Consider the following 15,472-nt stretch of genomic DNA (forward strand, 5'->3'; position numbering starts at 1 on the left):
AAATTAAACTTATGTGCTAGCTTACCAAAATCACTTAAAATTTTAACTAAAATGGATAATTATTTTATATAATTGATTTATCAATATTTTAGATACTATTTTAGCAGACAGAATTTTTATCTGCTATAATGGTATTATTGAATTATTCTAAAGACTCAAATTAGGATTTCAAGGCACAATCACAAATAAATAATAATTCCAAAAGCCGCGTATGCTGTCAGATGGACTTGTTATTTATTTGATTGTACCTAATATAAATATGTTTCTACAAAAGAGTTTAGAATAAATAAATTTAGGAGGCTAGTTTACATATGGAAAAAATTTATTATGATAATCGATATCTTAAAGATTTTACTGCTGAAATTGTTGACATAAAAGAAGTTGATGGTAAATTTCATGTTGTTTTAGATCAAACTGCTTTTTTCCCTGGTGGCGGCGGTCAGTCTTGTGATCTTGGATCTATAGGAGAGCATGAAGTTCTTGATGTTTATGAAAAAAATGAAATTGTTTATCATGTAGTTGAAAAGAAACCCATAAAAATACATAAGGTTAAATGTGTAATTGATTGGACTAGAAGATTAGACGGTATGCATCAACATTTAGGCCAGCATGTACTTTCTGGAGCTTTCTTTAATCTTTTTAATGCTAACACCTTTGCTATACATTTAGGTTCTGATATAAGTACTGTTGATATTTATGGTATTTTATCTGAAGAGCAGGTGCGCCAGGCTGAAAAGCTTGCAAATAAAATAATAGGTGATGCTTTAACTGTTGAATCTTTTATTCCTACTAAAAGTGAATTAAAGAAGTTAAGCTTAAGACGTGCCCTTCCAAATACTGAAGAAGATATTAGAATTGTCAAAATAGGTGATTTTGATATAAATGCCTGCTGTGGTCTTCACCCTGCATCAACTCAAGACTTAAGACTTATTAAAATAAAAAGATTTACAAAGCACAAAGAAGGAACTAGAATAGAATTTTTAGCTGGTGAACGTGCTGTTTCTGATTCCTTTAAAAAAGATGAGTTCCAGAATTCTATTTGCAAATACCTAAATTGTAATGAAGATGAGGCCATAAATGGTATTAAGAACTTAAATGAAAGCCTTCGTGCAGCCAATGAAATGAATAAAAGCCTCAATGCTTTATTAGCTAAATATCAAGTCAAAGAAATCCTTGAAAATGCTGCTAAAGTAAATGATATTAAACTTATAAAACAAATATTTGATGGAGAAAACTTAAAGTATGTAAGCAATCTTACTTCAAAACTTATTGAAAGCGAGAGAACCATAGCATTAATGGCTGTAAAATCCGATGACAAAGTTAATCTGCTCTTCGCTTGCTCTAAAGATATTAGTGAAATAAAAATGAATGAACTTTTAAAGGATTCTATATCTCTTATTGATGGTAAAGGCGGTGGAAGCCCATTCCAGGCTCAAGGTGCTGGTAAAAATAACTCAAATCTTGAAAGCGCGATGGATTACGCTTTCAATAAAATCTCACATTTCTTAGGCTAGATTATTCTATTTAAAATCATATATTAAAATAAAAGTAGTTACACCACGAGCTCCTTTTGCAAAATTCCAATTAATTTAAGTGAAACTCCATAGAGATTAGTATTTCTCTATGGTTTTCTTAATTATATAATATAATATTTTGAATATAAAACATTATATTATTCTATCAATACAGAATAAAGTTTCTATTTCTATATAAACTATATATGTATTTTTTAATTCTTATATAGATCTAGGGGTATTATAATGAAAATAATAATAAAAATAATTACATTTATTCTAGTCATGTTTATTGCCTTTATACCACCGTCTATTAGTAATGTTAGTAGATTTGCTTATTCGGCTATAAATAATAATAGAAAAATATATAACGTTGCAGTAGTAATTCATAGAGGTGATGACCCCTATATGATGAGACTTAAAGAAAGCTTAAAGAACATTCAGGGAAAACATAATGATATCAATTTTACATTTTACGATGCCAAAAATAATATAGCTATACAAAATGAAATAATAGACTCTGTTCTCAAAAAAAATTTTGATTTAATTATATTAAATTTAGCAAATAAAAAAGAAGACACTGTAGAAAGTATTATTTCTAATGTTAAGAAAGAAAATATTCCAGTAATTATTATGAATATTCCGCAAGATACAGTAAAAAAAGTCTCCCCATTATATAGTAAAGCAGCTTTTGTACTACCAGATTCCAAAAAAGCTGGCAGTACCCAGGGAAAAATTATTGTTGACTTATGGAATAGCAATAGGAAAGCTTTAGATAAAAATGGTGATAACATACTACAATATGTTTTATTAAAAGGTGAAGTTGATGATCCACAAACAATTGATAGAAGTAAATATGTCATTTCCACACTTAATGATTCAGCAATAAAAACTGAGAGTCTAGGTATAATAGATGCTAATTGGACGAAAGAACTAGCTAAAGATTCCTTTGAACAATTATTTCTCAAGTATAATAGGACTATTGAAGCAATAATATCCAATAATGATGCTATGGCTATAGGTGCTATTGAAGCACTGCAAAAATATGGATATAACAAAGGCGATCAATCTAAACATATATCGGTATTTGGAATAGACGGACTGCCAGAAGCTATCAATTTAATTGATAAAGGTATTATGACTGGGACTGTCATTCAAAATCAAGATATTGCTGCTGAAATGTTTTATACTATTGGAATGAACTTAATTAATGATTTAAATCCTGTAGAAAATACAAATTACAAGGTTATCGGTAGCGAAATTATAATCCCATATTCTTATGCTATATATACAGGTAAACCATAATTTTTATCAGTAGTTTATGATTTACCTGATCTGCATATTTACTTTAGCTTTATTTAATAATTTTAAATTCGTAGCCTTTCTGCTTTAAATATTCTATTATTGCAGGTAAAGCTTTTGCAGTTTCTTCTTTTCCATAAGTATCATGCATTAATATTAACGCCTTTTCTCTATTTCCTATGGTTTTTATAGCTTCCTGAGTAAGCTGAGCTGCATTTTTACGTCCCCCATCTTCTGCATCCCCTGATAATGCATTCCAATCAATTTGATGCCAGTCTTTCTCATGCAAAGCTTTATCCACAGCCTCCGCTCCTTTTGGATCTGTCTTACTCCAGGTCATCTGTCCTCCTGGGAATCTTATGGCTCTTGTGGAAAAATCTTGTCCTAAAACATTTTTTAAGGCTTTATCTGTTTTATCAAAATCTGACATACAATTTGCCAAGTTTATCTTTCCATTTGGAAATAAATAATTATAATCATGTGTATAAGAATGAATACCTACTGCATTACCTTCTGCTACTTCTCTTTTAACCAGATCCTTACTAGCATCATCTTTGTCCACATATTTTCCTATTAAAAAAAAGGTTGCATTTACATTTTCAGATTTAAGGATATCCAATATTTGTGGTGTCACTGTTTCTGATGGTCCATCATCAAAGGTTAGGTAAGCAACTTTTTTACCATCTGCTCCGTCTGGCGTTTGCCCTTTTACCTGCTGCTCTATATATTTCTCTAAATACGCAACATTTTCCACATTACTATCACTTTCTTTATCTATTGAATTATCATCACTGTCTTTAGCAGAGTCCTTATCCTGGCTTTGTACTGCATTATCTGTAATGGCTTGTACACTTTGCTTACTTGTTGAAAATCTTTGTGCAACTACTAAACCTCCTGTAATAACTAACAATGCAACTACAATAAATAGTATACTCATTCTTGCTTTCTTAATATTACTTTTCCTATTTACTTTGTTCTTATGATTAAGCTTCATTTCTTTACCTCGTTATATATTTATTAATTTGTTAATTAAATTTATGATGTCCACTATTAAAATAAGGTGTTTACTCAAGCTATAACTCAAAATTAATCTATTAACATTAATATATATGCATATTATCTAGTCAACTTGTTATTTTATTTCATATGCCCTATTACATAAATGACAAGTTAACTAGATAATAAAAGCTTTTTAGACTTTAAAAATAAATACTATATAAAACATACTGATTTATTATTTTTTCGATGGTGCCTTAATTCTTATACTTTTTTATAGTTGATGCTTAAATTGGCTATTATATAGTTCTGTATAAATTCCACCTTTATTTACGAGCTCATCATGATTTCCTCTTTCAACAATTTTACCGTTCTTCATAACAAGTATTAAATCTGCATCTCGTATAGTTGAAAGCCTATGAGCAATTACAAAACTTGTACGTCCCTTCATCATTGAAAGAAAAGCATTCTGTATCTTAATTTCTGTTCTTGTATCTACGTTACTTGTTGCTTCATCTAATATAAGCATAGGAGGATCTATGAGCATAACCCTTGCTATAGTTAGAAGCTGCTTCTGACCTTCTGAAAGATTACCTCCTGATTCAGTTATCATTGTGTCATAGCCATCAGGAAGTCTCTTTATGAAGCTATGGATATACGCTGCCTTGGCAGCACTTTCAACCTCATTTAAAGTGGCATTTGGTTTGCCATAGGCTATATTTTCTCTTATAGTTCCTTCAAAAAGCCAGGTATCCTGAAGAACCATACCAAATTGACTTCTAAGACTATCTCTTGTAAAACTATTTATTTCTCTGCCATCTATGGTGATTTTTCCTTTATTCAATTCATAAAATCTCATAAGAAGATTTACCATAGTAGTTTTTCCTGCCCCAGTAGGACCTACAATAGCTACAGTACTTCCCTTTTTTATATCAACACTAAAATCTTCTATAAGGGGCACTTTTTCATCATAAGCAAAGGATACATTTTCAAACTTAACATTTCCCTCACTAGTCTTTATATTTTCAGCTTCTTTAGAATCTGCTTTTTCTGGTATTTCATCTAAAATAGAAAACACCCTTTCACAAGAAGCAAGTGCAGCTTGAAGCTGAGTAGCTACACTGGTTATATTATTTATAGGCTGTGAAAATTGTGTTGAGTACGTTAAAAAGCTCGAAATTACACCAACACTTAATCCACTTAAAACAGAAAGTACCCCTCCGATTAAACCAATTAAAATATATGTAATATTATTTACAAAACGTGTCGCTGGATTTGTGAGAGAGGAATAAAACTGTGCTAGCTGTCCACATGTATAAAGTCTTTTATTAATTCCAGAGAAATTCTCCTCTGCTCTCTCTTCATATCCAAAAAGTCTTACTACCTTTTGGTTCCCTACTATTTCTTCTGTATATCCATTTAATTCTCCAAGAGTTTTTTGCTGTTCCTTAAACATTTTATTAGACCTTCTTGTAATAAAAGAAGCAATAATAAAACATGGAGGAGTCATTAACACTATTACAACCGTTAATTTAAAGCTTAAACTTATCATTAGAACAATTGAACTTACTATTGTTATTATTCCTGGATAAAATTGAGTTATTCCTTGAAATAATCCATCTGAAATATTATCCATATCATTTGTCAGCCTGCTTATAATATCTCCATGAGGATTTCTGTCAAAATACTTTAAAGGCAGACTGCTTATTTTATCTAAAGCTTTATTTCTAAGATCTTTTACAGTATTATAAGCTACTATATTAGCAACTGTGGTGAAAAGCCAGGTAAATATCGCACTTACTATATAAATTACACCAAGGACTATAATCGTATTAATTAAACCATCAAAATCTACTCTTCCTTTAGCAATTATCTTATCAATGGCCTTTCCAACTATTAATGGCATAAAAGCAATGAGCACATTACTTATAAGAGCAAATATTAAAGCTATAAACATATAACCTTTATATTTTGAAACATAACTTAATAATCTAGAAAATGTACTTTTTTTCATTTACATAGCCTCCTTTGTAATTTGAGAGCTACATATTTCCTTATAAACATCTGACTCTTTAAGTAATTCTTCATGATTCCCTACTCCTACGAGTTTTCCATCATCTAATACAATTATTAAATCTGCATCTTTTATAGTGCTTATTCTTTGAGTAACCATAATTACAGTTGTTCCATTAGAATTTTCCTTAAGAGCTTTTCTAAGAGCTGCATCTGTAGCATAATCAAGAGCACTTAAGCTATCATCCATAATTAATATTTCTGGTTTTTTTACTAAAGCTCTTGCTATAGTAAGTCTTTGTTTCTGCCCTCCAGAAAAATTCACGCCTCCTTGAGAAATGTAGGTATCATACTTTTCAGGCATTTTTTCTATAAAATCTTTCGCCATTCCAATTTCAGCTGCTTTTTTTACTTCATCCATTGTGGCATTTTGAGCTCCCCATTTTATGTTATCTGACACACTACCTGAAAATAAAACAGCCTTCTGAGGCACAAAACCTATATTATTATCAAGCTCATTTTTCTTATAATCCCTCACATTAATTCCGTTTATTAATATATCACCTTTGCTGGTATCATATAATCTAGGAATTAAATTAACCAAAGTAGTTTTTCCTGAACCTGTACCTCCTATAATTCCAACCATCTGTCCTCTTTTTATTTCAAATGTTATATCACTTACGGCATCCTCTTTAGAACCTTTATAAGAAAAGGATACTTTGTCAAACTTAAGTATTGGAATCGTATCATCACATTCTTTATTGAAACTTTTATTTCCATTATACTTAATGCTTGCTTCTGTATTAAACACTTCATTCACACGTGCTGCACTGGCTGCTGCTTTGGTAAAGGTAACTATAAGAGAAGCAAGTACTATAAGTGCTGATAAAACCATGTTTATATAGTTTATATAAGCAATGACTTTTCCTGTGGTCATCGCTCCTGAATCTACTCTTATTCCTCCAAACCAAATTACTGCCATAAGTGCAAAATTCATTATTATACTTGTAACAGGATTCATTAAGGCAGATATTTTTCCAACCTTGATTGCAGTACCTGCAAGTTCTTCATTGGATTCTTTAAACCTTATTCTTTCACCCTCTACTCTTGAAAAGGCTCTTATAACTCTTACTCCAGATAAATTTTCTCTTAATATAAGAGCTAATTTATCAAGTCTTTTTTGAACTACTTTATAAAGTGGAAGTGATTTACTCATAATAAGATATATTGCAAAAATAAAAAATGGAATTGATAAATACATTATTAAAGATAATTTAACATCAAGTAACATTGCCATTATAATTCCACCAATACAAAGAAATGGTACTCTTATGGCAAGTCTTATGAACATTGCAAGACCTAATTGAAGTTGATTTACATCATTGGTTACACGATTAATAAGAGATGATGTTCCAAAATCATCAATTTCATTATAAGAAAATGTACCTATTTTCTTAAATATAGCATTTCTAAGAGCTGTTCCAAATCCTTGAGCAGCAATAGATGCGAAATATTGACAGGTAAAAGATGATAATACTCCGCAGACTGCCATTAAAAGCATTATAATTCCTATTCTAATTATGTAGTTAATATCCTTCGTTCCTATGCCTTTATCTGTTATAAGCACCATTATGGTAGGTATTGATATTTCAAAAACAGCCTCTAGCAATTTAAATATAGGTCCTAATATAACTTGTTTTTTATACGGCTTTATGAATTTTAATAAGTTATTCAAAATTTATCCCCCGATCTTCGACATATAGATAAACAATATATAACCTAGACTTATGCGATAACTTACCGAAATACAATACATTTGTCTTCCGCAGGACTAGTGAAATTTTCGCTGGAAGGTTCTAAATATAAGCTTGTCGCCATTTCAGCGTGTTCCAAATATAAAATTTTGACAAGCTATAAATGGAACAAGCCGTAGAGGAAACTCGACTCACATTCGTTCGCTGAGTAAGCGATTCACACCAAATCATAGATTTGGGCTCTCTGCTTAAGAACCTTCATCAGCTCAATTTCACATGCCTACTCCAGAAAAATGTATTGTATTTATAGTGTAATGTTACGATTATAATTTCTCAATAATGCATATATATTACATTTATAAGTTAAATTCTTAAATTAGATATCTATATATTGAATATTCCTCAAATTTACTTTATTATTATATCAAAAACAGACACATATAAAAAATACATAATATATATGGCTATCATACATTTTTTATATGGGAGAAGGTGAAAAAAATAGATATTAAGCAATTAAAATATTTCTATGTTATCGCAGAAGAAGGACAAATAACGAATGCTGCAAAAAGGCTTCACATTGCCCAACCTCCATTAAGTTATCAACTGAAAAATCTAGAAAATGAACTAGGAGTACAACTAGTTGAAAGAGGCAGCCGTAATATAAAATTGACAGATGCAGGACTTATTCTTTATAAACGTGCTAAACAAATACTATCCCTGACAAAATCTACTGAAGATGAATTAAAGGATTTTAAACATGGGGTAAACGGAACCTTATCCATAGGAACTGTATCTTCATCTGGAGCTTCACTTTTAGACAGCAGAATGAGTATATTTCACGAAAAATATCCCTTCATAAATTTTGAAATTCATGAAGGGAATACTTACGAACTCTTAGAAGCATTAAATAATGGCATAATTGAAATTGCAATAGTAAGAACTCCTTTTAATGCTTCTGGAATAAACTCAATTTTTCTTCCAAAAGAGCCTATGGTTGCAGCAATGGTAAAGAAACTTAATTGGACAGATAATAATATTATTGCTACTACAGAATTAAATAATAAACCATTAATCTTTTATAGGAGATTTGAAGGCCTAATATTCAAGGTATGTCAAGCTTCTAATTTTGAGCCTGCTATATTTTGCAAAAATGATGATGCAAGAACCTCTTTACTTTGGGCTAATGCTGGACTTGGGATTGCTATAGTTCCAAAATCTTCAATAAAATTAATAGGTTCTTCAAACTTAATTTTTAAGGAAATTGATAATGCAGAACTGTCAACTCAAATAGCTATAATATGGTCTAAAACAGGTTATCTTTCTTCTGCCGGGAAAAACTTTTTGAATCTTTTTAAAGATAAATAAGATCATAATAAAAGACTGCTATATTTTCTTCATAGCAGTCTTTTAACATTATCTATATTATAATTCTAATAATAGTTTAAACTAAGATTTATTAATAAAACAATATTTATTCTTTAATTTAGAGCATATAAAAAATCACATTTACTACATAACATCTCCATATAGCTTTATAATGGCTAGTATTCAATACTAATATTCTTTTATTCGTTAGGTGGCTGCGCTTTTAGTATTTGCTCAACTTCTTCATCAGTAAGATCGTAATTCAAAAATTTCTTAAAGAAGCTTTTTGTCTCAGCAGATATATCTAAATCTTTAAATTTATCAGGATAAATTGTTTTGGCAGCCCATTGAATCTGAAGAGCTTCTTCACAACTGTAACGATCCCATAAATATGCTCCTGCTGGATTTTGATATACCTTTCCATTTTTGACTGCTGATACTTTCTGCCAGTTTGGATCATTAACCATGTTATCTAAAAGATTTACTTTACCATTAGACCCGTCACCACCAAGTATAATTATATCAGGATTCCACTCCATTACCTGCTCTAAAGATACTTCTTTCATAGTACCATTAATTTCCTTTGCTGCGTTTATTCCCCCAGCAGATTCAATCCAGTCATTAATAATAGAATTTCCTCCATCAACTGCAATTGGAGATAGAGATTCTACATGGAGAATTTTAGGTTTTTCATTATCCGGTACATCTGAAGTGACATCTTTAATTATTTTTATTTTGTCATCTAAGTATTTATTATATTCAGCTGCACGTTTTTCAGCATCTCCACCTAAAACCTCTCCTGTTAGAGTCACACACTTTTTCATTGAATCAAAATCAGTGAAATTTAATTGGACTGTTGGAATACCTAAGCTTGAAATTTTATCAACGCTTTTATCAGCTGCTTGTACAAATACTACATCTGGCTTATTATTCATTAAATCCTCTGTATTAAAATTTGCCCCAAAGGTACTGACTGCGCTATTCATATTTGGAGTAACCTTATAAATCCATGGAGTAGCTACCTTAGTAAGAGAGGTTGCTACCACCTTATCACCAACACCTAATACAGATAAAACTTCATTATGAGCTTTCCAAGAATCAGCAATTTTATTTATAGTTGTAGGCACTTCAACTTTTGCACCTGAAGCATCCGTAATGCTTTTCGTTTTTTGAGAATCTTGTGCTTTAGAATTCTGCTCCGAAGATGTAGTTCCTTGACTTGAATTACATCCAGTAAATGCTGCTGCAAAAAAAATACATAAAGTTACTGCTATTAATTTTTTCATTATTGTTCTCCTTCTTTCTTATTACTAGTTTAAAACGTATAATCGAATATACCTTATATTGAATTTTTTCTTGCTTTTAACAATATACTTAAAAAAAATGGTGCCCCTATTAATGAAGTTAAAATTCCAAGAGGTATTTCCATTGGAAATATGGTTCTTGAGATATCATCAATCAAGAGTAGATAACTCGCTCCAATTATTACACAATTTGGTATAAGCGTTTTATAATTTGGTCCAACAATAAGCCTGGTTACATGAGGAATAACTAGTCCTACCCATCCGACCATTCCAGCCATGGCAACTGAAGATGCTGTCAATAAAGTAGAGCAGAATATTAAAATAACCCTCATTCTATCTACATTTATTCCTAAGGATTTTGCTTCTTCATCACCAAAGGCAAGAATATTTAATTTCCACCTCAGTAATAAAATTGGTATTATTCCTATAATAAATGAAGCTAGTAACAAATAAATTTCATTTGCTGTTATATTAGAAATCCCACCCATAAGCCAGAACGTTATAGCTGGCAGTTTACTATCTGGATCAGCTACATATTTTATCAGTGAAATAAGAGATTGAAATAGAGATGAAATTACTATTCCTGTAAGCACTAATATTAATGTCGTGCTATTACCGCGGCCAATGATCTTACTTATTATGTAAGTTGCAAAAACTGCTCCCATCCCAAAAACAAACGCTAAAAATTCTACTCCTGACATATTGAAGGATAATAAAAGAGCAATAGCTGCCCCAAAACCAGCGCCTGCTGAAGCACCTAATATATCAGAAGAAACCATAGGATTCTTAAATAGACATTGATAGGATGCTCCTGAAACTGAGAGGGATGCGCCAATTATTAAAGCTGCCATAATTCGTGGTAATCTTATTTGGAATATTACAGATTCAATATTATCGGACCAAGTTTTAGGAATTCCTGTTATCTTTGCATAGAATATGTAAATAAGTTCTTTAGGTGTAACAGAATACCTTCCAACTGAAAATGAAATTAGAAATATAAATAACAGTATTAAAATTAATATTATCTGTATTGGTATTCTTTTAGCTTTTTTTAGAGTCACCTGGTTTGTTTCCTTCATTAAACAATAATCTCCTTCTATAAATATTAGAAAAATAAATAATAGCTCTAGAGATGCCATTAATATTTTTCTCAGCTAATCATTGGTACACAAGTTTTTATCTTAGCTCCCTTTAAATCACTAGTAGTAATGATTTTAACATTTATACCATATGCTTTTTTGAGCTTTTCTTCTGTAACTACTTCGTCCACATTTCCTACTGTGAACTCACTATTTCTCTGAATTAATGCAACCTTTGTCGAACATAAAAAGGCGTGATTCGGAAAATGTGATGTCATGATAACTGCTAGGCCATTTTTAGAAAGCTCATTTATCCTCTCCAGAACCCTAATTTGATTTCCAAAATCTAAATTGGACGTTGGCTCATCCATTATCAATATTTTAGGTTGCTGCGTAAGAGCTCTGGCAATTAAAACCATCTGCCTTTCTCCTCCACTTATTTCTGTATAAATTTTATCCTTTAGATACGATATTTTTAAAGAGTCTATAGCTTTTTCTGCAATATCTATGTCTTGCTGACTTGGAGAAGAAAACATAGACATATGTGGACTTCTTCCCATTAAAACCACATCAAAAACTTTAAATGGAAAAGGCGGGGTATGGGCTTGAGGCACATAACCAATAGTTCGGGCCAACTTGTTTCTAGTCCAGTCACTTATGTTTTCTCCATCTAGAAGTATTTCTCCACCCTGCAGTTTCAAAAAGCCTAATATGCTCTTAAAAAAAGTTGTCTTTCCTACACCATTAGCTCCTAATAAACATAATATTTCTCCAGAGCTTATGCTTATAGATATATCTTTGACTATAATATTTGTGCCATAACCACAAAACGCATTCTTAACCTCTAATTTCATCTTATACCACCTTTCCTTTATGAATTCATACTTCAATTAACTTCTTCATATTAAATAATTACTTCTAACTTCTTTTCTATATACAACAATAAAAAAACACAACAGCAGTAGTGATTATTATAATCATTACTAGAGAAATCATTTCTTCGCTGTTGCGTCATTGCTATCAAATGTATTTATTACTCTTTTTGCTACAATATTACTATGCTTTCTTCCTTATCCAAATAAATACATTACTACCATATTAAATTGTTTTATTACATATTAATTTATCACACCTATTATTATTTGTCTATATTTATCAAAATCTTTCTACTAAACATATTATTATTATATATATTGATGTTAAATTTTATATTTTGTTATCTTTTATTATGTTTAGTCATTATTTTATTACATTAATCATCAACTCTAAACCAATTCAAAATAAATAAGGTTATGTATTTAATCTTATTATCTTAAATACATAACCTTCATTTAGTTCTAATCAAATAAATTCTGAACTACTATTTTATATTGACTACATCATAGCCTTCTTCTTCAATTGCATTTTTTAATTCGTCGTCACTATTTTCAGTTTCAACTATTGCCCACTTATTCTCAAGACTTACTTCTACTGATGTCACTTTATCTAAATTTTCTAAACCTTCCTTTACATGAGCAACACAATGTTCACAACTCATTCCTTCAATTAATATTTTCTTTTTCATTTTTTCACCTCCTCCCCTTACTCCAGTTTACAGTTGCTGTTAAAATTAAATTTTATAGCTTAACATTCATCATGCGCATTAAAAATGTTATAGTTCATAATTAGTATCTAAAACTGATAACTATCAACCGTTAACTGTAAAATGTCTTAGTCTTAGTGCATTTGTAAGTACTGATACTGAACTAAAACTCATTGCTGCTGCTGCTATCATTGGATTTAATAGTGGTCCTCCAAAGATATGTAGAATGCCCATAGCAACAGGGATTCCTAGTACATTGTATCCAAATGCCCAAAATAAATTTTGCTTTATATTTTTAATGGTTGCTTTGCTTAATTTAATAGCAGTTATAACATCCATTAAATCGCTTTTCATAAGAACTACATCAGCAGATTCTATTGCAACGTCAGTTCCTGATCCTATTGCAATACCAACGTCTGCTTGTGCTAAGGCTGGTGCATCATTAATTCCATCTCCAACCATTGCTACCTTTACATCTCCCTGTTGAAGTTTTTTAACTTCATTTGCTTTATCTTCTGGTAATACTTCAGCTAAAACTATATCAATTCCAACTTGGCTGGCTATGGCATCTGCGGTTTTCTTATTATCTCCAGTAATCATCGCTACTTTTATTCCCATATTATGAAGAGCATTTATTGCATTTCTACTGCTTGGCTTCACAACATCTGCCACTGCAACTATTCCTTTTAGTGTTCCATCAATAGCTACATACATTGGTGTTTTTCCTTCGCTTGCTAATCTATCTGAATCTTTTATTAACTGACTAAGGTCTATATTTTTTTCTATCATTAATTTTTTATTTCCGAGCAATATATGTTTTCCTTCTATTTTTACTTCTATACCATGCCCAGGAATTGCATTAAATTCTTCAATATCTTTAAGGCTTAAGCTTCTATCTTCTGCTCCTCTGACTATTGCTTCTCCTAGTGGATGCTCTGATCCCTTTTCACTGCTTGCGGCTAAAACTAATATCTCATCTTCTGTAATATCACTTGTTATTATGTCTGTAACTACTGGCTTTCCTTCTGTTATAGTTCCAGTTTTATCAAACACTATAGTTTTTATTACATGAGTTGTTTCTAAAGCTTCTCCACCTTTTATTAGCACTCCATTTTCAGCACCTTTGCCAGTTCCAACCATTATTGCTGTTGGAGTAGCTAGACCTAATGCACATGGGCAGGCTATAACGAGTACTGCGATGAATATTGTAAGTGAAAATACTGTTGTCTCTCCAGCAATCAGCCATCCTACTGAAGCTATAACTGCGAGTCCAATTACTATTGGCACAAAATATGCTGATATAACGTCTGCAAGTTTTGCTATTGGAGCCTTTGATCCTTGTGCTTCTTCCACTAATTTTACTATTTGCGCAAGTGCAGTATCCTTACCAACCTTAGTTGCCTTATACTTTATAAATCCTGTTTTATTGATACTTGCTCCTATTACATTGCTTCCTATAGTCTTTTCAACTGGTATGCTTTCTCCTGTAAGCATTGATTCGTCAATAGAAGTATTTCCCTCAATAATTTCTCCATCTACAGGAAGTTTTTCACCTGGTCTTACTAAAATAATATCACCAACAGTTACCTCTTCCACTGGAATAACCATTTCAGTGTCATTTCTTACAATTGTTGCAGTTTTAGGTGCGAGTCCCATTAATGCTTTAATTGCCTGCGAAGTTCTGCCCTTTGAAACTGCTTCTAAATATTTGCCTAAAGTTATTAATGTTAAAATAACTGCTGCTGATTCAAAGTACAAATGCATAGCATAGCTAGTGTCTCCTGTTTCTATCTTATAAATTGCAAATATTCCATACAAAACTGCAGCGAGTGTACTTATTGCTATTAAAGAATCCATGTTAGGACTTAATCTAAATAAATTTTTAATTCCTACTACATAAAATCTATACCCAGCTGCCATTACTGGTAAGGTTAAAACCAATTGAACTACTGCAAAATTAAATGGATTCATCATAGAATCAATAATATCTGGAAGCAGCATTCCAAGCATGTGTCCCATAGTTATTATTAAAAGTGGAACAGTAAAAATTAATGATAAAATGAATCTTCTTAATAGTACCTCACTTGCACTTAATTTTTTCTTTTCTTCACTTTTTTCTGCTTCCTTCACCAGCTTATATCCTGCTTTATCCACAGCCGCTTTAATTTCACTATAACCAATTTCATCTTCGTCAATATTTATAGTAAGCTTTTCTGTTGCCAAATTTACAACAGAGCTTTGAACTCCATTAAGTTTTTTTGTAACTCTTTCAACTCTGCTTGAACATGCAGAGCATGTCATCCCTTCAACTTTAAAGGTATAAGTTTTTAAATTTTTCTTAACTCCGTATCCAGCCTTTACTACAGCACCTTCTATATTTTCACTGTTTAAGATATTTTCATCAAATTCAACATTCAATGTCTCTGTTGCAAAATTAACATTAGCAATATTTACTCCCTCTAATTTTTTAACAAATCTCTCTACTCTATTAGCACATGCCGAGCATGTCATTCCTTCAATTCTAAATGCTTTTTTACTCATTCTTCACTTTCACCTCTTT

The 15,472-nt window shown here is 31.2% G+C and carries 11 protein-coding genes; 3 read left to right on the forward strand and 8 right to left on the reverse strand.

All coding sequences use genetic code 11. The features are described from left to right. Positions 1–311: 311 nt before the first annotated feature. The gene (locus CDLVIII_RS27885; protein WP_009172832.1) at positions 312–1,514 is read left to right on the forward strand and encodes a DHHA1 domain-containing protein; all 1,203 of its coding nucleotides are present in this window, start codon (positions 312–314) and stop codon (positions 1,512–1,514) included. 246 nt (positions 1,515–1,760) lie between these two features. Next, positions 1,761–2,819, forward strand: coding sequence for a galactose ABC transporter substrate-binding protein (locus tag CDLVIII_RS27890; RefSeq protein ID WP_009172833.1), 1,059 nt, complete (start codon positions 1,761–1,763; stop codon positions 2,817–2,819). Positions 2,820–2,868: 49 nt separating this feature from the next. Here CDLVIII_RS27890 and CDLVIII_RS27895 read toward each other — a convergent pair whose 3' ends face one another. The 3 genes from CDLVIII_RS27895 to CDLVIII_RS27905 all read right to left on the reverse strand — a co-directional run bounded on the left by CDLVIII_RS27895 (position 2,869) and on the right by CDLVIII_RS27905 (position 7,560). Continuing rightward, positions 2,869–3,810 (reverse strand): polysaccharide deacetylase family protein, encoded by a 942-nt coding sequence (locus tag CDLVIII_RS27895; RefSeq protein ID WP_009172834.1) that lies wholly within the window; start codon positions 3,808–3,810, stop codon positions 2,869–2,871. Positions 3,811–4,086: 276 nt separating this feature from the next. After that, the gene (locus tag CDLVIII_RS27900; RefSeq protein ID WP_009172835.1) at positions 4,087–5,826 is read right to left on the reverse strand and encodes an ABC transporter ATP-binding protein; all 1,740 of its coding nucleotides are present in this window, start codon (positions 5,824–5,826) and stop codon (positions 4,087–4,089) included. Then, complete coding sequence (locus CDLVIII_RS27905) at positions 5,827–7,560, reverse strand: ABC transporter ATP-binding protein (protein WP_009172836.1); 1,734 nt, start codon at positions 7,558–7,560, stop codon at positions 5,827–5,829. A 520-nt stretch (positions 7,561–8,080) separates the two neighbouring features. Between CDLVIII_RS27905 and CDLVIII_RS27910 the strand changes: the two genes are divergently transcribed. Beyond that, entirely contained in the window at positions 8,081–8,947 is an 867-nt protein-coding gene (locus CDLVIII_RS27910) for a LysR family transcriptional regulator (protein ID WP_035302638.1), read from the forward strand. A gap of 200 nt (positions 8,948–9,147) precedes the next feature. Here CDLVIII_RS27910 and CDLVIII_RS27915 read toward each other — a convergent pair whose 3' ends face one another. The 5 genes from CDLVIII_RS27915 to CDLVIII_RS27935 form a co-directional block, all read right to left on the reverse strand. Continuing rightward, positions 9,148–10,233 carry an ABC transporter substrate-binding protein gene (locus tag CDLVIII_RS27915; RefSeq protein ID WP_009172838.1) on the reverse strand — a complete coding sequence of 362 codons (1,086 nt, stop codon included), beginning with the start codon at positions 10,231–10,233 and terminating at the stop codon, positions 9,148–9,150. A 53-nt stretch (positions 10,234–10,286) separates the two neighbouring features. Then, positions 10,287–11,330 carry an iron ABC transporter permease gene (locus CDLVIII_RS27920; RefSeq protein WP_009172839.1) on the reverse strand — a complete coding sequence of 348 codons (1,044 nt, stop codon included), beginning with the start codon at positions 11,328–11,330 and terminating at the stop codon, positions 10,287–10,289. A gap of 71 nt (positions 11,331–11,401) precedes the next feature. Further along, positions 11,402–12,184, reverse strand: a complete 783-nt coding sequence (locus CDLVIII_RS27925; protein WP_009172840.1) for an ABC transporter ATP-binding protein — start codon at positions 12,182–12,184, stop codon at positions 11,402–11,404. A 506-nt stretch (positions 12,185–12,690) separates the two neighbouring features. Next, positions 12,691–12,894, reverse strand: a complete 204-nt coding sequence (locus CDLVIII_RS27930) for a heavy-metal-associated domain-containing protein (protein WP_009172841.1) — start codon at positions 12,892–12,894, stop codon at positions 12,691–12,693. 123 nt (positions 12,895–13,017) lie between these two features. After that, positions 13,018–15,453, reverse strand: coding sequence for a heavy metal translocating P-type ATPase (locus tag CDLVIII_RS27935; protein WP_009172842.1), 2,436 nt, complete (start codon positions 15,451–15,453; stop codon positions 13,018–13,020). Between the last annotated feature and the right edge of the window lie 19 nt (positions 15,454–15,472).

Source organism: Clostridium sp. DL-VIII (genome assembly GCF_000230835.1).
Lineage (GTDB): Bacteria > Bacillota > Clostridia > Clostridiales > Clostridiaceae > Clostridium.